The sequence below is a fragment of the Nannocystis punicea genome (genome assembly GCF_026965555.1).
GTDB classification, from domain to species: domain Bacteria; phylum Myxococcota_A; class Polyangia; order Nannocystales; family Nannocystaceae; genus Nannocystis; species Nannocystis punicea.
Window position 1 is genome coordinate 9,379,257 of record NZ_CP114040.1, and the last position, 21,346, is coordinate 9,400,602.

The following is a 21,346-nucleotide window of genomic DNA, read 5'->3' on the forward strand; positions in this document are numbered from 1 at the left end:
CGCGTAAAGCCCGGGGACCGCCGCGCGGCGCCTCGCGCTTGCCCGCCGCGCGCGAGGTTCTTCACGACGCGAGCATCGCCGCGCGGCGCGAGCTCAATCGTCGATCGCCTGATACGCCAGCGTCCAGAAGTCGCGGCACACCGGCGGAGGTTGCGGCGACGACCACATGCGCTGGGTGAGCAGCACCGTGATCATGTCTTCCTGCGGATCGGAGCGCCACACCGAGCCGAGCCCGCCGTCCCAGCCGTACTGGCCGATCGGCGTATACGCGTGGTCGCGGCGCGTGACCACGGAGACGCCGAAGCCGTACCCGGCCGCCGCGAAGTCCTCCGGCGTGAAGCCCGACTTGGCCTTCTGCGCCGGCGTCAGGTGATCGGTCGTCATCAGCTCGATCGACGGCCGCGACAGGATCCGCTGCCCGCCGTGGGTCCCACCGGCCAGCAGCATGCGCACGAACGCCAGGTAATCGTCGGCGGTCGACACCAGCCCCGCCGCCCCCGAGGCGAACGCCGGCGGCCGGCTCCACTGCCCGCCGCGGCTCTCGTCGTACACCGCCAGCGAGCCGTCCGGCTGCGGCCAGTAGCTCGTGGCCAGGCGATCGATCTGCGCCTCGGGCACGAAGAAGCCCGTGTCCTTCATCCCGAGCGGCTCGAAGATCCGCGCGCGCAGGAACGCCGCGAACGGCTGCCCCGAGGCGCGCTCGATCAGGATCGACAGCAGCTCGGAGCCCGTGTTGTAGAGCCACCGATCGCCCGGCTGGTACATCAGCGGCAGCGTCGAGAACTTCGCCAGCCATTCGTCGCCCGGCGGCACCTTCGCCGGCGCCGGCGGGCCCGAGTCGAGGCCCAGCGCCGCCGCGGCGCGCAGGATCGGGTACGCGTCCGGCGGCGCCATCAGCAGCCCGTAGCCGAGCCGGAACGTCAGCAGATCGCGGACGGTGATCGGCCGCTCCGCCGGCACAGTGTCCGCGAGCGGCCCGTCGACCGCCCGCAGCACCCGGCGGTCCGCCAATTCCGGCATCCACGCGTCGACGGCGTCGTCGAGCCGCAGCTTGCACTCCTCCAGCAAGATCATCGCCGCCGCCGCGGTGATCGGCTTGCTCATCGAGCTGATCCGGAAGATGCTGTCGCGCCGCACCGGGGCCCCACCGACCGCGAGGCTGCCCATCGCCTCGACATGGGTCTCGCCGCCCCGGCTCACCACAGTGACGAGCCCCGGCACCTCGCCACGCTCGACATAGCCGGCCATCACGTCCCGCATGCGGCCGAGCCGCGCCTTCGAGAATTTTCTTGAGAGATTTCGGTCCATCTTCGCCTCGCCTCCGTGAAGGTGTCGCGGGATGGACCGCAGCGCCCGGCGAGACTCATCGGTGCCCGCCGGCGCCCGCACATGACGAAGCGCACATGAGTCGCCGCCTCGGATGAGCTCGGCTCACTCGCCGTGCGACGGCCGCTCTAATTCCACGTCATCACCAGCGACGACAGCTGCTCCTGCCCGCGATACGAGCCGAGCTGCAACACCCCGGCCTCGCTGAACCCGCACGACGAGAAGAAGCGACGCGAGGCTTCGTTCGCCACCGGGCGCAGCACGACGTCGGTGACGAGCCCCGCGGGCGAAGCCGCCTGGACATGCTCGACCAGCGCCCGACCGACTCCGCGGTGCGCCCCTCGCCTGCGGACCCCGATTTGATAGAGGTACGTCCTCGGCCGCAACCATTCCGCGCGCTGCCGCGTGAAGAACCCCGACGATTCCTCCGCCCTGAGCTCGAGGAAATGATGCGAGCCCGTGGTCAAGCAATAGCCCACGAGCCTCGCGTCCGAGCGATCGACGGTGAGCCACAGGCCCGCCCCCGGCTCGCTCGCCAGCTCGAGCAGCTCCGCGCGCGAGAACCCGCTGATCAAAAACCCCTCGGCGCCCACCGCCTGCGGCTCTGCCCGCGTCATCGACAGCTCCTCCTGGAGCTCCCGCACCGGATCGACCTGAGCTTCGAGCGCTTCTGGCGGGCACAAGAATGTCGACAGTGTACGCGTCATGCTCGCCCGTAGGATCGCCGGGCCGAGTCTAAAAAAGCCGCGCGCGCCCCGTCAAGCCGCCGCGCTCTCACGCGTGGCCGCCGAGTGACTCCGGAGCGCACACCGCGAGCGCCGCTCGAGGAATGGCCCTCGCGCTCACTCCGCTCTGCTCCTCGCGGGTCCCAGGACGTGCCAGACCGGCATTTCGCCCGTCCCTTTGACATCGAGGACGCCGCCCGACACGCACTCGAAGTCGCCCTCGATCCGCGCATGGGTCGCCGAGGTGATCTGGATGGCGCCTGCGCGACCCTGCGACTCCATGCGGCTGGCGACGTTCACCGTGTGCCCCCAGAGGTCGTAGATGAACCTCTTGCGGCCGATGACTCCGGCCGTCACCGGTCCGCTGTGGATCCCGACCCGAAGCGCGAGAGCTCCGCCCGCGAAACGCACCCCCTTCATGTGCTCCTGCATCGCCAGGGCGAAGCGCGTCAATGCTTCCGCGTGGTCGCTCCTGGGCGTGGGGACGCCGGCCGCAGCCATGTAGCAGTCTCCGATCGTCTTGATCTTCTCGACCCCGAGGCGCTCGGCCAGCCGATCGAACTCGGAGAACAGCTCGTTCAGGAGCTCGACCACGGCGCTGGCGCTGACCCTCGCCGCCAGCGGCGTGAAGCCGACGATATCCGCGAACAAGATGCTGGTGCTGTCGAAGTGCTCGGCGATCGTCTCATCGGACTCCTTGAGCGTGTCCGCGATCCGCCGCGGCAAGACGTTGAGCAGGAGCCGCTCGGACTTGCCTCTCTCTGCCTCCAATTGCCGCTCGGCGCGGATGTTCAGCCGCTGGAAATACACGAACGAGAAGGTGAAGAGCAGGCAGCTGACGGTCGCGTTGATGGTGACGGACAGCGAGCCGTCGAGCCGATTCGCCGCCAGACCGGGGAGCGTCGGGATCAGCGGCATCATCGCGTCCATCCCGGCCAGCGAGAGCACGACCCACGCGACCCCGGCGCTCATCTTTCGCGGCTCCTCGACGCCGAACACCAGGAGCGGGACTGCGATGACCGACAACAGGGCGAACTTGAAGCTCGTCAGCGGCGCGTCGCTGACGATTCCGGCCGCCGCGATGATGAACAGGGGCGGCAGGAACGTCAGCAGGCCGCGGGACACGTCATACCAGCAGATACGATTGAACAGCGGAGTCGAGGCGTATGCGCTCGCCGCCGCCGACAGCAGCAGGAACAGCCGAACATCGGCGTCGAGGACCCACCAGAAGAGGATGTTTCCGGCGAGGACGACGGCCCCGGCCGTGAAGCCGAGCTTGTTCGTCAGTTCGATCTTTCGTCGCAAGTGCTCGTCCAGATCCGCCTGGACACCTGCTCGGGAGATCCTGCGCCAGAGATGCGCTCGCGCCATCACAGGCGAGCGTATCACCGGACGCAGCCGACAGGCCCGCCGCCCGAGCGCGCCGACGCGCGTGGCCGAGATGGGGTCGACGGGCCGAGGTCCGCGACTCCGCGAGCTCGCGGGCCCGAGAGCGCCGCGAGCTCCTGGCTCACACGCGCTTCGGGTCCGATCCGCGACATCACCACGATCGTCTCGGTGCTCACGAGCAGCGGCGCCAAACCGCCGATACCGGCTGTGGCGATTCGTGCCTCGGTCTCCGCTACGGGAGCGACGACGTCGGCGAGCGCTCGCCGGGCCGCGCCGGCGGCCTCGACCACCTCGCCGGCTCGCGACAATCGCCGGGTCCACATGCGTGGATCGCCGAAAGCCTGGCGGTCACGCCACCGACGCACGCTCTCGCGCGCGGATATTCAGCCTGGCTTGATCCGCGCCAGACCACGGTCGCGCGCTAGAAAGCCGGGCATGCCTCAGTTCATCCTTGAAGATTTCAACCTCGAGAACGCCGAGCGGCGCCTGTGCATCGAGGCGCTCGAGCGGGCCGGCAACATCGTCGGCGCGGCCAAACTCCTCGGTATCACCCGTCACGCGATGAAGCGCCGCATCATCAAGTTGCGCCTCAACTGGTCGCGCGGAGCCGCGCCGCCCCGAGCACCGTCCTCGGGCCCGGCCGGAGCCTCGTGAGCCCTCGGCGCGGGCGACCGCGCGCGCCTTCACGCGCGCGCGACCCGTCCGCGTCGAGGTCCCGGTGCGCCGAAGCGCGCGGCCTCGCGCTCTCATTCGCAGCGCACGCGCACGTCGACGACCTCGCCCGAGCGGCGCCGGCCCTGCGAGTGGTAAGCGAAAGCGGCTCGCTCGATCCCGCAGTCGACCTCGCGGATCTCGAAGCGCGCCAGCGGCAGTTCTCCCGGCGAGCGGCGATTGGCAGGATCGGCCCATGACACCCATACGGCGGCCATCCGTGTCGAGCTCGGCGAGCCTATCGAAACCATTGTGATCACATGACCCTTGGGACATGCGATCGGCCGAGGCGAACACGCCTGCCCGCCGTCGCGGTAGCCAACGAGGGCCAGCAGACCTCGTGCCAGGAGGCGCGCCGCGGCTCCCCGGAGAACAGACAGCGGCCTTCTCCCACGTCCTGCCAGGACAGGGATGTCGCCGATCTCGCGGACCCGCCGCTCGAGCTCGACCTCGCCTCGTCGCGGGCGAATCATCGAACCACGATTCGCGGCCAATCGTCCGCGGCTCGGCCCGCGCGCGCCTGCGCCTGGCTCGCGCACACGCGATGCCGATGAGGCCTGCGCGTCGCATCGTGACTCCAGAGCGACCGCACAAACATGCGGTGAGTTAGCGCTCACACCCAGCCTACTGCTTCGCCGGCCCGCGCGGCTGCCTGACCTATTCTCCCCGCCGATGCGCGAGGCGTCGTTCACCGGTTGTAGCCAGGAATCCTGGCACCGTTCTCGGAGTCGAAGCGGGGCGAGGAACCGTTGATGCTGACAGCCCTGCGAAGCCTGGCCGCGGTCGCCGCGACGTCGCTCGTCGTCGCCGCTTGCTTCAATCCCACCGGTCAGACCACCGAGGCGACGATCGATCCGTCCGCGCCCACCGACTCGAGCAACCCCTCGACCACGGACAGCGACCCGACGACGACCGCGCCGACCACCTCGGCCACCACCGTCGAGTCCACCACCGACACGACCACGCTGACCACCGACGTCGACCCGACCGTCGGCCCCTGCGCCGCCTGCGACTCGCCGACGCCCTACTGCGGCGCGGACGGCTGCGTCGGCTGCCAGGACCTCGCGGCCAGCGGCCAGTCCTGCGCCGACCTCGACCCCGCCGCGCCGCACTGCGACCCTGGTGGTGAGTGCGTCGCCTGCGTCGGCGACGAGCACTGCGGGCCCTCGCTCCACTGCCACCCCCAGCAGAAGATCTGCGTCCCCTGCCTCGAGGACCTCGACTGCGGGGACACCCTGAGCTGCGTCGACGGCAAGTGCATCGGCTGCACCCGCGACGAGCAGTGCCCGCAGCTCCAGCCGGTGTGCGACCCCGACACCCAGATCTGCCGCTCGTGCCGCGCCCACGCAGAGTGCCCCGAGACCGCCTGCGAGCTCGACGTCGGCACCTGCTTCCCGGCGTTCGAGACGAAGCACTGGTACGTCGATCCGGGCCTCCCGTGCGCCGACGACGCCAAGTGCGTCCTCGCCAACGAGTGCTGCACCGCCGCGCAGGCGATGAACCGCGCCGCCGCCGAACCGGCCGCGTACCACGTCCTCCACGTCAAGCCCGGCGTGCAGACCCAGCCGGTCGAGCTCGCCATCGCCGGCAAGCGCGTCGCCCTGCTCGGCCAGCCCGATGTCGTCTTCATGATCGACAGCACCGAGGCGGTGTTCAGCGTCGGCGACGGCATGAACCTCCAGCACCTCGACAGCAAGCTGTACGTCTCGCGGCTGCACGTCACCGGCGGCCAGACCACCCGGGTCGTCAGCTGCGTCGACGCCGAGCACCTGTGGCTCGACGAGGTCGACGTCTACGGCGTCGGCGGCGACGCCCTGTACGCCACGAATTGTCCGCTGACGGTCCGGCGCTCGAGCTTCCGGGCCACCAGCGCCGGCGTCACCGCGGCCGCCGGCGCGGTCGTCCACGTCGAGAACAGCATCTTCGGCGACACCGTCAGCGGCGCCCCGCTGCAGACCGTGAACGGCGGCGAGCTCGACCTCCTCTACACCACCGTCGTCGACAAGGGCAACGGCAGCATGGCCCTGCTGAAGTGCTGGGCCCCTGCCGAGGTCACGATCCGCAACTCGATCCTCGTCGGGGTCGGCGGCGAGATCCAGTGCGCCGACGCAGCGCCGACGATCTCCCACACAGTGACCACCGCGGACGGCCTGGCCGGCCCGAACATCACCACGGTCAGCGTCGACGGCGTCCCGTCGCTCTTCAGCGACTACGTCGGCGGCAACTACCACCTGGGGCCCGACGCCGGCCTGCTCGACCACTCCGCCGAGCGGCAGGAGGGCGACCCGCCGGTCGACATCGACGGCCAGCCGCGCCCCGGCGACCCCGGCGACCCCGACTTCGCCGGCGCCGACCGGCCCTAGCACGGCTGCTCGGAAGAGCATGCTCTTTGAGACATGACTCTCAAGACATGCCCTTGAAGGCATGTTCCAAAACAACCCTGCGCCGCGCGAGCCCGGCGCAGCCGCGCGCCGGACCCGGCCTTGAGCCCCGCCGCTCGCCGGGCCGACGAGCCCGCGCCGCCCCGGCTCGACCGGCCACCGGCCGCGCGCCTGCTCGGGGGTTGACGGACCGCCGGATCGCCGGCACAGCATGGTGCGCATGCCCGAAGCTCGCCCGCCGCTGCCCCCTTTCACCGAAGAGACGGCCCGCCAGAAGGTCCGCGCGGCCGAGGACGCGTGGAACACCCGCGACCCCGATCGCGTGGTCCTGGCCTACTCCGAGGACACGCGCTGGCGCAACCGCGCCGAGTTCCCGGCCGGCCGCGAGGAGGTGCGCCGGTTCCTCCAGCGCAAGTGGGCCCGCGAGCTCGAGTACCGCCTGATCAAGGAGCTCTGGACCTTCGCCGGCGCCCGGATCGCCGTGCGCTTCGCCTACGAATGGCACGACGACTCCGAGCAATGGTTCCGCAGCTACGGCAACGAGAACTGGGAGTTCGACGAGAGCGGCCTGATGGTGCGCCGCTACGCCAGCATCAACGACCTCCCGATCGCCCGCGCCGACCGCAAGTACCACTGGCCGCTTGGCCGGCGCCCCGACGATCACCCGGGCCTCTCGCAGCTCGGGCTGTGACGCCGTCCGGTCCGTGACCGCCTGTCTCTTCGGACATCTCATGATTCAGCCGCGCGCGGCCGGCTCAGCGGCGCGATGCGCCTGCGACCGCGAACGGGCGGCCAGCGCGCCCGACGGCGGAGGCGTCCCCGCTTGAGCCGGTCTTGATCCGGCGCCGGCGACGTGGCGAATCGGGCGGACCTCGCGCGGACGCATCATATGCGGCGGAAGACGGCGCAGCCGGACGCGAGCGGCTGCGGCGACGAGATTTACCCTTCTTTTAGGGTGCGAATCCGGGCGCTCGGTATTGTTGGGTGGTCTCGTGTCCGCGCTCCACTCGCCAGAACCGCCCTTCTCCGTGTTCACGGAGCTCGAGCGCGTCTCGCCGTTCCTGTTCTCCCTGCTGGAGAACAGCCCGGATTACGTGACGATGATCTCCCCCGAGGGGATCATTCACTTCACCAACCGCACCCACCCGCGGATCGGGATGATCGGCCTGATCGGGGACAGCGTGTTCTCGTACCTCCTGCCGGAAGCGCACGAGGTGGCCCGCGCCTGCTTCCGCCGGGTCGTCGAGACCGGCGAGCCCGGCTACTTCGAGGCGCGCGCCCGCGTCTCGGGCGAGCTCCGCCGCTACGAGACCCGCGTCGGCCCGGTCCAGAGCTGCGGGCGGGTCGTCGCCCTGACGCTCATCGCCAGCGACGTCACCGACCGGGTCGAGATGGAGCAGCGGCTGCGCGAGCAGCGAGACACGCTCGAGTTCGCCGCCGCCGCCACCGGCCTCGGCCTGTGGCACCTCGACATGCGGACGCACCAGCTCACGTGGGACGAGGAGATGGTCCGGATCCACGGCCGCGGCGAGGCGCCGGCCGACTTCAAGAGAGCGTGCGAGTGGATCCACCCCGACGACCGCGCGCGGGTCGACGCGAGCGTGCACGCGAGCCTGACGAGCGGCTCGTTCAAGGACCTCGAGTACCGGATCTTGCACCCGGACGGCCGGGTCGTGTGGGTGCTCGCGCGCGGCAAGGCGGTGCGCGGCGACGACGGCGAGGTCACGCGGCTGCTCGGCGGGGTGCTCGACATCAGCGAGCGCAAGCGCAGCGAGGAGGCCCTGCGCGCGAGCGAGGAGCGCTACCGGACCTCGATCGGCGCGCTCGAGGAGGGCATCGTGCTGCAGAGCCGCGACGGCACGATCCTCACCTGCAACGCCAGCGCCGAGCGGCTGCTCGGCCTGACGCAGGACCAGATGGTCGGCCGCACCTCCCTCGACTCGCGCTGGCGGGCGATCCACGAGGACGGCTCGCCGTTCCCGGGCGACACCCACCCGGCGACCGCCACGCTCGCCTCGGGCGAGCCGCAGTCGGCGGTGATCATGGGCGTCCACAAACCCGACGGACAGCTCACCTGGATCTCCATCAATTCGCGGCCGCTGTTCCTCGCCGGCCCGCAGCGGCCCGACGCAGTCGTCACCTCGTTCTTCGACATCACCGCGCGCAAGCACGCCGAGGCGGAGAACGAGCGGCTGCTGCAGGTCGAGCGAGCCGCCCGCCGCCGCGCAGTCCTGCTGTCCGAGACCAGCAAGCTGCTCGCGTCCTCGCTCGACGTCATCGCCTCGCTCGAGGAGGTCGTCCGCCACGTCGCGCCCGCGGCCGCCGACCTGGCGATCGTCGAGCTGCTCGACGACCACGGCAAGTTCGGCCCCTCGCACCCCGTCGCGGTCGCCGCCGACGACGCCGAGCTCGCGGCCGGCTACCACGAGCTGTCGCGCCGGCTCGGCCAAGCCCACGGCCGCGGCGAGCTGCTCGCGCTGGTGCGCCACGGCGAGGTCCGGTCCACCGTGGTGCGGCTCGACGGCGCGCCGCCGGTGCTGCCCGGGGTGCCGAAGCACGAGCCCCTGGCCGAGCGCCTGCGCTACCGCTCGACCGTGCTGGTGCCGCTGACGGCCCGGCACGAGCGGCTGGGCGTCCTGGTGCTGGCGGCGCGCACGCGGGCGTTCGACGCCGACGACCTCGCGCTGGCCGAGGAGCTGGCGCTGCGGATCGCCCAGTCCCTGGACGTCGCGCGCCTCTACGGCGAGATGCAGACCGCCCTGCACAAGCGCGACGAGTTCATCGCCGTCGCCTCGCACGAGCTGCGCACCCCGCTGACGCCGCTGATGCTGCAGCTCGGGCGACTCGAGCACCTGTGCCACGGCCGCGCCCCGCTGACGACCGCCGTCGCCGCGCCGAAGGTGCACACGATCGTGCGTCAGACCGAGCGGCTGCACCGGCTCATCGAGGAGCTCCTCGACGTCTCGCAGATCACCAGCGGCCGCATCCACCTCGAGCCGGAGCCCCTCGACCTGGTGGCGCTGATCCGCGAGACGCTCGACGGCTTCGCCGAGCGGCTCGCGCGCGCCCGCTGCCCGGTCCAGCTCGACATGCCGGCCCGGGCCGTGGGGCGCTGGGATCGCTCCCGCCTCGAGCAGATCGTCAGCAACCTGCTGGCCAACGCCATGAAGTACGGCGCCGGCAAGCCGATCGACATCAGCCTCGCAACCACGCCCGATTGCGTGCAGCTGTCGGTGCGCGACCGCGGGATCGGCATCTCCCTCAAGGACCAGGCCCGCGTGTTCCAGCGCTTCGAACGCGCCGTGTCCGAGCGCCACTACGGCGGCTTCGGCCTCGGCCTGTGGGTCACGCGCCACGTCGCCGAGGCCATGGGCGGCTCCGTCTCCGTCGAGAGCACCCCCGCCGTCGGCTCGACCTTCCGCGTCCACCTGCCGCGCCACCGGCCGGCGCCAGGCCACGCGCGCCCCACCCCGCCGGCCCAATGAGACACTGATGATATGTCCCTCTGGACATGTCATCACGAATAACGCGACGTACTGTGACGATTCTCCGTCCGCCGCGAATCACTCGACCCGCGACCGGAGCGACCACAGCACCAGCGCGCCGGACACCGCGAGCGCCGCGATGGCGCCGACGCGCCCCCCGGCAGGCAGCGGGAACAGCAGCCGGATCGACCCGTAGAGGGCCAGGTACAGCGCGAGGCCGTCGCGGACCACGTGGCCGAGCGCGCGCGCGAGGGCCCGTCGCGGCGCTCGCGGATCGTCGCCCGCGGCCGCGGCGGTGCGGGCCCAGAAGCCGAGCGGGCGGGCCCGGCGGTAGAACTCGAGCAGGCTCGCCGGGTCGGCCGGCGCCGTGCACAGGGCCACGATCGTCGTGACCAGCGTCGACACCACCGCCATGACCGCCAGGCGCCAGTGCGCGTCGTCGGACCACGCGAGCAGCGTCGGCGCCAGCACCAGGCTGACTGCGATCGCCGCGAACTCGCTCCACAGATTGATGCGCTCCCACAGCCAGCGCAGGATCAGCACCGCGCCGATCCCGGCCCCGAACAGCAGGCTGACGTGCCACGCCGCCTGGATCGATCCGATCCGCGCCGCCAGGATCAACGCCACCAGCAGCAGCGCCACGTTGGCCGCGCGCGCCACCCACACCAGCTCGCGGCCGGACGGCTTGCGCTTGCGCAGCGCCTCGCACCACAGCCGGCCGTAGACGTCGTGACTCCAGTAGCTCGCGCCCCAGTTGAGGTGCGTGTCGATCGTCGACGCCAGCGCCGCCAGCATCGCCACCAGCATCAGCCCGCGCGCCCCCGGCGACAGCAACAGGTCGATGCCCTGCACGAACGTCTGCTCGCGCGCGGCGACGTCGACCGGACCTGGCCCCGGGGGCAGGAGCACCAGCAGCCCGAGCGCGGTGATCACCCACGGCACGCTGCGGATCACGATCTGCAGCCACGCGAACACCAGGCCGGAGCGGCGCGCCTCGACCTCGTCGCTGCAGGCCATGCAGCGCTGGGCCAGGTAGCCGGTGCCGTCGGCGCTGGCCTGGAACAGCCACGGCAGCACCAGCACCACCAGCAGCGCCGGGGCGAATGCATCGCCTGGCCAAAGGGACAGCCACGCGGTCGCCTGCGCCTCGCCGTGGCCGGCCACCAGCGCCGCGGTGATGTCGCCCGGCCCGCCCACCGCCGCGAGCACCGCCCCGGCGTAAAGCGCGGTGCCGATCAGCATGATGGCGAGCTGGACGACGTCGGTCGCGACCACCGCGCGCAGGCCTCCCGTCAGCGAGTAGAGCGCGGTGAAGCCGAGCAGCACGACCAGGCTGATGAGCGCGTCGGCGCCGGCGACGTCGGGGGCCGCGCCGCTGATGGCGACGAACTGGCCGCCGAACGCGCGCACGAGCGCCACCACCGGCGAGAACCACGCCTCGGGCAGCCACGCGTGCCACGGCAGGAACACCTCGGTGAAGCGGACCGCGCCGACGACGACCATGGCCAGGGCCGCGCCGTTGAGCACCCCGCCGTAGTAGAGCGCCTTGCAGGCGCGCAGGGCCAGCGCTCCGCGGCCGCCGTAGCGGAGCTCGACCAGCTCGGCGTCGGTCAGCACCCGAGCGCGCCGCCACGGCCCGGCGAACACGTAGGCCAGCAGCAGGAACGACAGGCCGTAGCTCCACAGCAGCCACAGCCGGGACAGCCCGCCAGCCGCGACCAGGCCGGTGACGAGGAGCGGCGTGTCGGCGGCGAATTGGGTGGCGGCCATGCTCGCGCCCGCCTGCCAGCCGCGCAGGGTGCGACCGGCGAGGAAGAACTCGCCCAGATCGCGCGAGGCGACCTTGCGCGCCCGCAGGCCCGCGCTCACCGAGTAGGCGATGAAGGCGAGGACGAGGACGAGGTCGAGCACGACGGGCGAGGTTTGGTCCAGCTCGCCCGCGCGAGCAAGCGGCTGCGCGCGGGTCGGCGGCCCCGAGCGCTCACGCGAGCGAGCGGTCGCACCAGGAGCGCCGGCCATGAGCCGCGCGAGTCCCCTTCGAGCGCAGCTGGCGCGATCGCCCTCCCTTGTTCCTCTGGGCCGCTTCGGTCGTCACGTCTTCGCGTCCTTCGCCATCCATCCCCTTCATGACCTCAGCATCCACAAGCGATGTTGTTGCCCGTCCTGACGACATGGACCCTGCGTGCGATCTCGACAATGAGCGAGAGTCCCACGCTCGTTTCCACTGCTGCCATTACAGCCGAATGCGCGGGGTCGCCCCGCTCGGCGCGCGTGGCGACTCGAAGTGTGAGGTTCGTCGCGGAGGCTCTTCGTTCGGGACAATGAGGGCGGCAGTAGAGGTGCCTCTCGTCAAAGTCTCGAGGGCCCCATGGCTACCGTCGCACAGCTCGCCGCCGCCGAGTTTCAGGAAATCGGGTATCTCTTCCTCATCGAAGGGTGGCCCGTCGCCTTCACAAACAGAATCGAGCTCGTGGGGAGCGGCCCCGGCTCGTGGATCGGTGACGAGGTCAACGTCGGCAAGGGCCGGACCGTCGCGCTGGGGCTGGAGGTCGACGGAACGGTGAAGATGGAGATCGGGCTCGTCGATTCGGGCATGGTGCTCGACACCAACCGAAGCTTCACCGTGGTCGACCGCGAGGGGCACATCATCCGCTACTTCGAGGACGAGCCTGGCGTGCGCCTCATCGATCGGCTTGAGCCACGCGACACCCCTGCCCCCTCCTCCCTCCTCGACGAGGGAGGGAACGGGGTGGAGCTCCATGGACGGTGGGTCTCGGGCGAGAGCATTGGTCCGAACGGGCAGCGAAGGCAGTACCAGGTGATTCCGGACCCGCTGCCCGGGTATGACCATGCTGCCGTGAACTCCACGGCGGAGGATCATCTCGCTCCCGTGCTGGTGAGGCAAGAGGCGAGGCACCATGAAGGGTTGCCGTGCGCCCTCTACCTCATCCGTCGAGACCCAGTGACAGGCGAGTGGCCCGGCTGGAAGGAGCAGTTCGAGAGCGGGCGTTCGCTGATCTTCTGGGGCGTCGTCCGCAACCCTCCGACAGTGCAAGGGTACGCGTGGCGCTTCGACGTCGAGGGTCCGCAGAGCTGGCTGCGGAAGACGCTCAACACGACGCGACCGACGACGTGGGCGGAGGCGACCCCGCTCCTGGAGCTTCAGCCCAAGGAGAACCTGATCGCGGCGAGCTTCCATTACATGTACGCGAATAGCACGCGGCTGGACGGCGCGTTCTCGGCCTATCACGAGGTGCTGGACGCCCTGACGCCGACCGGCCTCACTCAGAACGAGCTCGCCGCGCAGATCAACGATAGACTACAAGCGCTCGCGGCCGCCGCGGGGCCGGACATCACATTCAACACGCACATTCCGGCGTCCGTCGGCTTCACGGCTGATGAAGTCACGATCCAGATCCAGGCGAACAACGGCGAGAACATCGTGGTCGACAACCCCGCGTATGGGGCGATCATGCGGCTCCGGATGCATAGCTCCGTTTGGCTCTACCTGGGATACGACCTCTCCGAGGCGGGCCAAGGGAAGCCGGCCATGTCGCCCCTGGAGTCTGAGAACGAGATCGAGGCGTTCGCCGGCAACAAGTTCGAGACGTGGACGAGCTCGACGCCGGACCCGACGACTGGGACGTGGTGGACCGCGCACTTCGATACCCTCCCCATGAGTCAGGTCTGGTTCACATCCCCTCATACCGTGGACGGGGACGGCGTGCAGCGCGTCTATCGGCCGTATTACGAAGATACTCTTGGGGTTGGGGTGCTGCAGCAAGGCTTCGGAACGATGCTCGACGTGGGCTATGGGAACGGAGAGCAGCCGTACTTCCCCGGGCAGCTCGCTCTGCCTCCGCCGACAAAGACGCTGCCCTCGGGCGACGTCGACACCGCCGGCTTCGTGTTGGTGAAGGGTGTCCGGAAGACCTCGACCGATGGCGACGAAGAGGAGGTCTATGCGCTGGGGCGTGCGGGATGGGTGAACGACGACGGAATGATCGCAGCTACGGACCTCGACCGCGCGCTGATGTGGATCGAAGACTGGCTGCCGCAGGAGCAATGGGGGGCGCCGCCGTTCAAGGGCCCGTGGGCGATCAAGAAGGTCGAATTCACGCCGATTGTGCTGCTGGGGTACAACTTCAAGGGGATTCCCGATCAGGCCCACAATATCCTCGCGCGGCTTCTGTTGAGCACCGGCAGTGCGTATTGGACGGGTGATGTCGTCACCACTGGGCTCAATACCCACGACGATGCGGAAGGTCCCGCCGACGATCGAGAAATGGCTGATCTCGGCCTCGGCATTCCTCAGTCGATGGTGGATCTACTCTCATTCAAAGTCGCCGCTCAATCCCTCCCCAATAACGTCGCCGGTCCTTTGAACCAGACGCGCCTCGCCTTCCTCGGCCCCTTCGATGCGCTCGAGCTGATCGAGCAGATCTGCAAGCCGCGCGGCTGGGCGATGAGCCTCAAGGACGGCAAGTACGGCCTCTTCAACCGGTTCGCCACGCTCGACCTCGACGACGTCGAAGTCCACCTCGGTCCGTCCGACATCGCGGCGGGCCCGAACGACGCTCCTCCCAGCGAAACGGTCGCGTTCGATCGGATGCTCCCCATCGACCTCGTGGAGGTGACCTACGGCGGCAATCAGCTCCTGCAGGAGACCGGCGACAAGGTCGTTCGCGTGAAGGCGAAGGACAGCCGCAGCACCCAGCGGCGAGGCAACGCGAAGCTGGAGATCGACGGGCGCACGCTGCTCGCGGACGGTTCGTGGCAGAAGGAGTTCGAGAAGTTCTGGTCCCTCGACGGCGCCCGCTTCTACGCCGAGCCGTGGACGGTCGTCCGGGTCCCCGTCAAGGGGCACAAGGCCGGGGCGATCTGGCCCGGTACCATCGTCTCGTACTCGAGCCCGTGGCCCGCGACCAGGTCCGGCGCATACGGGATGTCGCAGCGCGTCGGCCGCGTCATCAGCGTCGAGCGTGACCTGATGACCCTCGGCGCGACGATCGAGATCCTCGTCCAGGCCGGCGACCCCACCACGAAGCGCCGCTTCTCCCCGCTCGCGCGGTTGATCGACGGCCACACCACGGTCGAGGCGCGACACGACGCCGAGAACCGCAGGATCACGTGCTACGCGGACGCCTGGGGCCGCGGCTCCGAAACTCCGGATGTGGGCGGCTTCATCAAGCCGGACTGGGCCACCGGGACCGAGGCGAAAGCCCACGTGTTCTCCAGCTGGGACGGAGTTTCGTGGGAGCTGACCGCGACCTTCACCGTCGAGAGCGTCGACCCCGACGCCAACGCGATCATCTACGCCAAGGGGTCCCTCGAAGTGCATGACCAATACGGCATCTGGGACCGGCGCTACGGCATCATCACTCTGGCGAAGTACGATGATCAGGAAGCGAGCTCCTGGGCGCGGCAGGTCTTCGGCGTCCTCTGCGACAGCGATCTGAAGTTCGGCGCCGGCGATACTCCCGGCTTCCCCTGGGTGGTGTAACGACCATGACTGACATCAGCAGCAACTCGAAGCCTGATACCGCTCTCCTGCTCGACGCCTTCCTTTCCGATCACTTCATCGACCACTCGCAGTACCATAAAGACGTGGTGGAACAGGATCTAGGTCCTACCCACTGGCTCGCCGAGGCGAGCTCGGCCCGGACCGCGATCAACGGCTCGCGCGAGATCTCCCTCCTATGGAAGATTCAGTCGGGTCAGACGGGCGTCCTGATCGATCACGGCAGCAGCAGCACGACCTACTCGTACAGGATCGACGTCACCAGCGGCAATCTCGTACGCTGCCGGTACAACAACTCGACCGTAGTGAGCGCGAACCTGCCGGGAGTGGTCGCAGCGACCGATCACACGTTCCTCATCTCGTGGTGCCAACATCCGAGCGCTCCGAACTACCGGTCCGAGTTGTACATCTACAACCTCACCCTTGGCGGGGCGAACTTCGTGTTCACCACCGGGCAGCACCTGGTGGTCACGGCCTCGCCGACCGACACTCTCAGTATCGGCGCGGGGTTCGGCGGCTCCTCGCCCTTCGCGGGTGGGACCGACTTCAATCAAGTTCGCATCGGCCGGCGCTTCCACTCGACCACCGAGCAATGGGAGGATTGGATCTCGCAGAGGAAGCCGCCGGACATGACGCAGCTGCGTCGCTCGCCGCCCCTGGTTCCAGACCGCGCGACGCTCGACATCGCGGATGAGGGCTCGCTCGTCGGCCCGGCGCACCTGTGGTCCGGGCATGCGTACGAGCAGGCGGACCGCCGATTGCTCGGTTCGCTCGTCAACACGCGGGTCTACGACCCGCTGCGGATCACCAACACGTTCGCGCCCGCGGCCTGGTGGAGGACCGCGCCCGGCGACACCGCCGTCCGGCTGTGCACCACCCTGCTCTGGTGCCGGCCCGTCCCCCGCAAGGTGAATTTCGCGCACGTGCGGCTGTTCGTGCGGCAGACGATCGAGTTCGGCGCGAACACTGCGGAGGTCCGCTATCGCTGCTACAGCATCGCCGGGCTGCCCGTCCTCAACGAGGCGGTCGGGCCGCTGACGTTCCACCGCACGGCCGCGGCGACCTGCAACACTCCTCATGGCACGAACGCTGGCGAGTGGCTCGACCTCGGCGCGCTGCCCCTCGCGGTCGACGACTTGGGCATGACGTGGCTCGCGGTCGGGATCGAGTTCGACGAGACCAACCCCGCTCTCGCCTCCGACACCAGCGCCTTCGTCCGCGCCATCACGATCGATCCCTACTTCGAGCAGTCCGGCGGCGGCGGGCTCGATATCCAGGACCCCTGACCATGGCACACCGCAAACGCAACCTGAACGAGCCGCAGACCCCGATCCCGCTCGACCCCCTGCGGGGCCGCCAATTCATGCGCAAGGATCGGGCCTCCGCCATCCACGCGACCGGTGACCGCGTCCTCACGCACGGTCGGCGCATCCTGGCGACGGTCGGGCTTCACGGGGCGAGTAAATGGCACGTGTCGGACGTAGCGCTCGGCATGTCCCCTGACCCGGACGCGGCGCGTATCCCCCTGCAGCTCCCGGCCGTCAAGCTCACTCCGGGCCATTTCGTCCATGCGACGCTCGTTGCCAACCCGTCAGGCATGACGGCATACACGGACCCTATGGGCGCCTTGGTGGCGGGAGGCGCCAAGGGGGTCGTCCAGATCGCTGTGATTTACAACAACGGGGCGGACTCTGGCGTTCTGAAGCAGATCTCGATCCAGGGCTCCGGATTGCCGAATGCGGCCCAGCCCACGGGCCCTGGCGCAGCATGGTCCCAGCTCTACAGGCGCCGCGTCGCTTGCTTGCCTGATGTGGACCTCAACGACCCGGCTACCCTCGCGGCTTGGTCCGACGGGGTCACAGCGCGGATCGTCGTCGCGTACGTCGGCAGTCCTCGCGCCCTCGACCTGGTCATCCATGAGGAGCCCTACGGGCTCGCATATGACCTCGCCGGGGGCGACTGGATCGCCCCGATGCACTCCACCGGCAGCGGTGGAAATCTGGGCCAGCTCACCAGATCGGTGCCCGTGACGAAGTTCGCGGCCGACGATCCGGGTGGGGGCGCCGAGATCCTCTGCGACGCCGCCGCCCGCCTCAACCAGGAGATCGGTCCGGTGCTCTTTTACGCGTCGGGCTGGTCCGAATCGCAGCAGAACTTCGCCTCGACCGAGACCGACCCGCGCTTCGTCTCCGGAATGACCTACACGGAGCTCGCCTCCGGCCTCACGACCGCCTTCGACGCCGCGACGTCGGGCTGGTCGGTGAGCTCCGGGGCGAACGCCCGGCGAGTTCAGGAGAGCGAAGCGACGACCGTGCTGCGCGACGATGACAACGTCGTGCCCGTCCGCTGCTATGTGTATGGCCGCATGACCACGTCGGGCCCGACCGCGACCGTCCGCTTCGAGACCGCGTCCTACTCCATCGCTCAGGTCCCTGTACCATCCGGGACGGCTTACGCGTGGCGCTCGGCGCCGGGGCACCTCCGTTGCGGGCTCGGTGCGCAGGACCCCACGGTCGTCCAAGTCCGGGCTGCCACTTCCACGGGGGGCGGGACCTTCCAGTGGCTTTACCTCGTGATGGTGTACGAGGACGTGTAAACCTCGTCAGCACGGGCGAGGACGCGGCGGAACGGTCTCTTCACGCATGACAGCTCCGCTTTGGACTCGTCCAGGTCCCAGTCGATGTCCCTGCAAGACCACGAATGTACACATCGGCGCTCTCCTTCCCCGAACCATGGTCCGCTGGGATGGTGTTAGCGACCCTAGTCTCACGTGTCACCTTCCAGGGTTTGCTACCGCGTTTGCGCACAACACCGCGCCTTTTTACAGCCCGCTTGATGTCGCCGAAACGCGCGGGCGCGCCCTACTCCGGCATCATCCCCCACTTGCACCCGCCGTCCGGGCAACACGCGTCATTTTTGCAACCGAAGCCGCAGTACTCGAGGACGCGGCAGGGGCTAGCGTCGACCTCGGGGTCGGTCTTCTGGACGACCAGGTCGCCTGCGCAGGCTGGGCCGCCGCCCATGGCTCCCTCGAGCGGGCACTTGCATAGCGAGCACCCCGGCGTCGCTCCGCACTCCCCCTCCGCCCCGCACTCCTCCTCCGGCGGGAGGCACTTCGGCGGATCGAAGTAATCGTCGTCGCAACCGTATGGGCATAGAGCGGAGACACCCTGCGCCTCCTCGGTGCATTGGACCAGGAACTCGCCCGCCTCCGTCTCGACGCACTTCTCGACCTCATAGTCCTTGTTGTCGCAATAGCACCACCCTGTGCACTGCTCCGGGTAAAGGACGCACGCGTTGTCCGCCTTGCAGTCGATCGAAGCCTCCGTCGTGGTCCCCTCGGAGGTGTTCCCGGTCGAGCTGGTCGTGGTGGAGGTCGAGGTCTCGCTCCCAGTGCTGTCGCCGCAAGCGGATATGAGGAGGGCGAGCGACAGTAGGGGGACGAGACGCATAGGCTGGCGAGCCTAGCAGGTCAGCGCGGGGCTCGCGAGGGCGAGCACGCGGGTTACTCGGACGACCGGGTGAGGGCCTGGCGGAGTGCTGCGGCGGGTGCGCCCTACTCCGGCGTCTCGCCCCACTTGCACCCGCCATCCGGGCAGCACGCGTCATTTTTGCAGCCGAAGCCGCAGTACTCGAGGACGCGGCAAGGGCTAGCGTCGACCTCGGGATCGATACGCTCAACCACCAGATCGCCCGCGCAGGCCGGCCCGGCGCCCATTGCATCCTGCAGCGGGCACTTGCATAGCGAGCACCCCGGCGTCGCCCCGCACTCCCCCTCCGCCCCGCACTCCTCCTCGGGCGGGAGGCACTTCGGCGGATCGAAGTAGACGTCGTCGCAACCGTACGGGCATAGAGCGGAGACACCCTGCGCCTCCTCGGTGCATTGGACCAGGAACCCGCCCGACTCCGTCTCGACGCACTTCTCGACCTCATAGTCCTTGTTGTCGCAAAAGCACCACCCCGTGCACTGATCGGGGTAAAGGACGCACGCGTTGTCCGCCTTGCAGTCGATCGGAGCCTCCGTGGTAGTCCCCTCGGAGGTGTTCCCGGTCGAGCTGGTCGTGGTGGAGGTCGAGGTCTCGCTCCCAGTGCTGTCGCCGCAAGCGGACATGAGGAGAGCGAGCGACAGTAGGGGGACGAGACGCATGGGCTGGCGAGCCTAGCAGGTCAGGGCGCGCTCGTGGGGCGAGAGCACGCGAGTTACGTGGGCGACGGGGCGAGGGCCTGGCGGAGTGCTGCGGCGAGCGCGCCCACTCTGGCGTCATCCCCCGCCCTCGTAGCGCGCGAGTGCGTTACATTCGCGCAGCGCATGACCGACCCCGTCGAAGGCCCGCTCCCCGAGCTCGCGCGCCTGCGCCGACGGGTCGCCGAGCTCGAGGCCGAGGCCGCCGCGCTGCGCAGCAGCGAGGCCGAGCTGCGGGCCATGTTCTCGGCGATGACCGACGCGGTGCTGATCGTCGACCCCGACGGCCGCTACCTGCGCCTGCCCGAGACGGCGCCCGGCGCCCGCTACAAGCCCGCCCCCGACTTCCTCGGCAAGACCATGCACGACGTCCTGCCGCGCGACCTCGCCGACGCGTTCGTCGCCGACATCCGCCGCGCCCTCGCCGAGCGCCGGATCGTCAACAGCGTCTACAGCCGCACGATCGCCGGCGAGGAGCTGTGGTTCAGCGCCAACGCTTCCCCTCTCGGCGCCAACAGCGTCCTCGCCGTCGTCCGCGAGATCACCGACCAGGTCCGCCACGAGCAGGCCCTGCGCGACAACCTGCGCCAGCAAGAGCTCCTGCGCGAGCACGAGGCCGCGCTGCTGCAGCTGTCGACGCCGCTGATCCCGATCCGCGACGACGTCCTGGTCATGCCCCTGATCGGCCGACTCGACGCGTCGCGCCTCGAGCTCGCGCAGGGCACCCTCCTGCGCGGCGTCGCGGCTGCGCGCGCGAAGGTCGCGATCCTCGACCTCACCGGCATCGGCGAGCTCGACGACGCCGCCGCCCTGGGCCTGCTGAGCGTCGCGCGGGCCGTCCGGCTGCTCGGCGCGCGCGTGGTCGTGACCGGCGTCCGCCCGGAGGTCGCCGCCGCCCTGGTGTCACGCGCCGCCGAACTCACCGGAATCACGGTGCGCGCCAGCCTGAAGGACGCCGTGCGCGAGGCCACGAGCGACGAACGTCACTCGCAGTAGTTCGGCGACGCGCTCGCGTCACCTGCTCTGCGCGGGGCCTCCGTACGATCCATCGTCCTCACCCCGCGACCGATTCCCTGCAGGCCTATCATTCGAGCGATCCGTGCGGCCGCCTCGCCGCGGGCGGGCGACCAGGCGCCTCCGTATGCGCCGATTACCGTCGGTCGCCGTTGTGCGCGAGGTGGATGACCTTGCCACCCGCCTCGGTTCCGGCGGCGAACAACGCCTGAATCTCGCGGATCTCGCGGTCACGGCGGGGCCGCTCGGCGACGAGGCGGTCGAACAGCGCCGCGTCGATCGCCTCATGCTCCGCCAATGTGGTCACGACCGCGGTCGCGACGACGGCCGGAGACGCGGTCGGGCCCGGCAATTCGAGCGACATCGCCTCGCCGTCCGGGGCGAACCGGATGAACCGACGCAGCTCGTCGCTGCTGAACATGCGGAGTAACAGACGGTGCAGTTGCCCTTGCGGGGTGTCATCGCTGGACTGATTGCTCGGCATCCGGGCTTCCTCGTGAAGCGAAGGATGGAGTGTAGCAAGCCGGCAAGTCCGTCGGTAGCGGCCTCGTCGGTCCGCATACGAAGACCGGCCGCCCAGCCACCATTTCGAGCGATATCGCCCAGTCCAG

The 21,346-nt window shown here is 69.6% G+C and carries 15 protein-coding genes; 8 read left to right on the forward strand and 7 right to left on the reverse strand.

Annotation, left to right across the window (positions count from 1 at the left end):
• Positions 1-93: 93 nt before the first annotated feature.
• From O0S08_RS35820 to O0S08_RS35830, 3 genes are all read right to left on the reverse strand, one after another.
• Positions 94-1,308 carry a serine hydrolase domain-containing protein gene (locus tag O0S08_RS35820; protein WP_269033942.1) on the reverse strand — a complete coding sequence of 405 codons (1,215 nt, stop codon included), beginning with the start codon at positions 1,306-1,308 and terminating at the stop codon, positions 94-96.
• 146 nt (positions 1,309-1,454) lie between these two features.
• Complete coding sequence (locus O0S08_RS35825; protein ID WP_269033943.1) at positions 1,455-1,970, reverse strand: GNAT family N-acetyltransferase; 516 nt, start codon at positions 1,968-1,970, stop codon at positions 1,455-1,457.
• 198 nt (positions 1,971-2,168) lie between these two features.
• Complete coding sequence (locus O0S08_RS35830; RefSeq protein WP_269033944.1) at positions 2,169-3,356, reverse strand: adenylate/guanylate cyclase domain-containing protein; 1,188 nt, start codon at positions 3,354-3,356, stop codon at positions 2,169-2,171.
• Positions 3,357-3,608: 252 nt separating this feature from the next.
• Here O0S08_RS35830 and O0S08_RS35835 point away from each other — a divergent pair, with 252 nt between their 5' ends.
• From O0S08_RS35835 to O0S08_RS35850, 4 genes are all read left to right on the forward strand, one after another.
• Positions 3,609-4,094: a helix-turn-helix domain-containing protein gene (locus O0S08_RS35835; protein ID WP_269033945.1), complete on the forward strand. Its 486-nt coding sequence runs from the start codon at positions 3,609-3,611 to the stop codon at positions 4,092-4,094.
• Positions 4,095-4,903: 809 nt separating this feature from the next.
• A complete protein-coding gene (locus O0S08_RS35840; RefSeq protein WP_269033946.1) occupies positions 4,904-6,514 on the forward strand; it encodes a hypothetical protein in 1,611 nt (536 codons plus the stop codon).
• 229 nt (positions 6,515-6,743) lie between these two features.
• Positions 6,744-7,223: a nuclear transport factor 2 family protein gene (locus O0S08_RS35845; protein ID WP_371879511.1), complete on the forward strand. Its 480-nt coding sequence runs from the start codon at positions 6,744-6,746 to the stop codon at positions 7,221-7,223.
• 301 nt (positions 7,224-7,524) lie between these two features.
• Positions 7,525-10,017 (forward strand): PAS domain S-box protein, encoded by a 2,493-nt coding sequence (locus O0S08_RS35850; protein ID WP_269033948.1) that lies wholly within the window; start codon positions 7,525-7,527, stop codon positions 10,015-10,017.
• Between the two features lie 78 nt (positions 10,018-10,095).
• Here O0S08_RS35850 and O0S08_RS35855 read toward each other — a convergent pair whose 3' ends face one another.
• Positions 10,096-11,928, reverse strand: coding sequence for a sodium:solute symporter family transporter (locus O0S08_RS35855; protein ID WP_269033949.1), 1,833 nt, complete (start codon positions 11,926-11,928; stop codon positions 10,096-10,098).
• A 457-nt stretch (positions 11,929-12,385) separates the two neighbouring features.
• On the opposite strand from O0S08_RS35855, the gene O0S08_RS35860 reads away from it, so the two are divergent.
• Genes O0S08_RS35860 through O0S08_RS35870 form a run of 3 tightly spaced genes read left to right on the forward strand, consistent with a single transcriptional unit; the run spans position 12,386 to position 18,134 of the window.
• On the forward strand, positions 12,386-15,520 hold the full coding sequence (locus O0S08_RS35860; protein ID WP_269033950.1) for a hypothetical protein: 3,135 nt from the start codon (positions 12,386-12,388) through the stop codon (positions 15,518-15,520).
• 5 nt (positions 15,521-15,525) lie between these two features.
• Positions 15,526-16,824, forward strand: coding sequence for a hypothetical protein (locus O0S08_RS35865; protein WP_269033951.1), 1,299 nt, complete (start codon positions 15,526-15,528; stop codon positions 16,822-16,824).
• A 2-nt stretch (positions 16,825-16,826) separates the two neighbouring features.
• Positions 16,827-18,134, forward strand: a complete 1,308-nt coding sequence (locus O0S08_RS35870; RefSeq protein ID WP_269033952.1) for a hypothetical protein — start codon at positions 16,827-16,829, stop codon at positions 18,132-18,134.
• A 265-nt stretch (positions 18,135-18,399) separates the two neighbouring features.
• On the opposite strand, the gene O0S08_RS35875 is transcribed toward O0S08_RS35870, so the two are convergent.
• Positions 18,400-18,990 (reverse strand): hypothetical protein, encoded by a 591-nt coding sequence (locus O0S08_RS35875; protein ID WP_269033953.1) that lies wholly within the window; start codon positions 18,988-18,990, stop codon positions 18,400-18,402.
• 104 nt (positions 18,991-19,094) lie between these two features.
• Positions 19,095-19,685 (reverse strand): hypothetical protein, encoded by a 591-nt coding sequence (locus O0S08_RS35880; protein WP_269033954.1) that lies wholly within the window; start codon positions 19,683-19,685, stop codon positions 19,095-19,097.
• Positions 19,686-19,847: 162 nt separating this feature from the next.
• Here O0S08_RS35880 and O0S08_RS35885 point away from each other — a divergent pair, with 162 nt between their 5' ends.
• A complete protein-coding gene (locus O0S08_RS35885) occupies positions 19,848-20,717 on the forward strand; it encodes a PAS domain-containing protein (RefSeq protein WP_269033955.1) in 870 nt (289 codons plus the stop codon).
• 154 nt (positions 20,718-20,871) lie between these two features.
• On the opposite strand, the gene O0S08_RS35890 is transcribed toward O0S08_RS35885, so the two are convergent.
• Positions 20,872-21,219 (reverse strand): hypothetical protein, encoded by a 348-nt coding sequence (locus tag O0S08_RS35890; protein ID WP_269033956.1) that lies wholly within the window; start codon positions 21,217-21,219, stop codon positions 20,872-20,874.
• Positions 21,220-21,346: the final 127 nt, after the last annotated feature.

Coding starts and splice junctions, on each gene's coding strand:
- O0S08_RS35840 (WP_269033946.1), top strand. CDS start 4,904: ATGCTGACAGCCCTGCGAAGCCTGGCCGCGGTCGCCGCGACGTCGCTC.
- O0S08_RS35845 (WP_371879511.1), top strand. CDS start 6,744: ATGGTGCGCATGCCCGAAGCTCGCCCGCCGCTGCCCCCTTTCACCGAA.
- O0S08_RS35865 (WP_269033951.1), top strand. CDS start 15,526: ATGACTGACATCAGCAGCAACTCGAAGCCTGATACCGCTCTCCTGCTC.
- O0S08_RS35880 (WP_269033954.1), bottom strand. CDS start 19,685: ATGCGTCTCGTCCCCCTACTGTCGCTCGCTCTCCTCATGTCCGCTTGC.
- O0S08_RS35820 (WP_269033942.1), bottom strand. CDS start 1,308: ATGGACCGAAATCTCTCAAGAAAATTCTCGAAGGCGCGGCTCGGCCGC.
- O0S08_RS35890 (WP_269033956.1), bottom strand. CDS start 21,219: ATGCCGAGCAATCAGTCCAGCGATGACACCCCGCAAGGGCAACTGCAC.
- O0S08_RS35885 (WP_269033955.1), top strand. CDS start 19,848: ATGACCGACCCCGTCGAAGGCCCGCTCCCCGAGCTCGCGCGCCTGCGC.
- O0S08_RS35870 (WP_269033952.1), top strand. CDS start 16,827: ATGGCACACCGCAAACGCAACCTGAACGAGCCGCAGACCCCGATCCCG.
- O0S08_RS35875 (WP_269033953.1), bottom strand. CDS start 18,990: ATGCGTCTCGTCCCCCTACTGTCGCTCGCCCTCCTCATATCCGCTTGC.
- O0S08_RS35860 (WP_269033950.1), top strand. CDS start 12,386: ATGGCTACCGTCGCACAGCTCGCCGCCGCCGAGTTTCAGGAAATCGGG.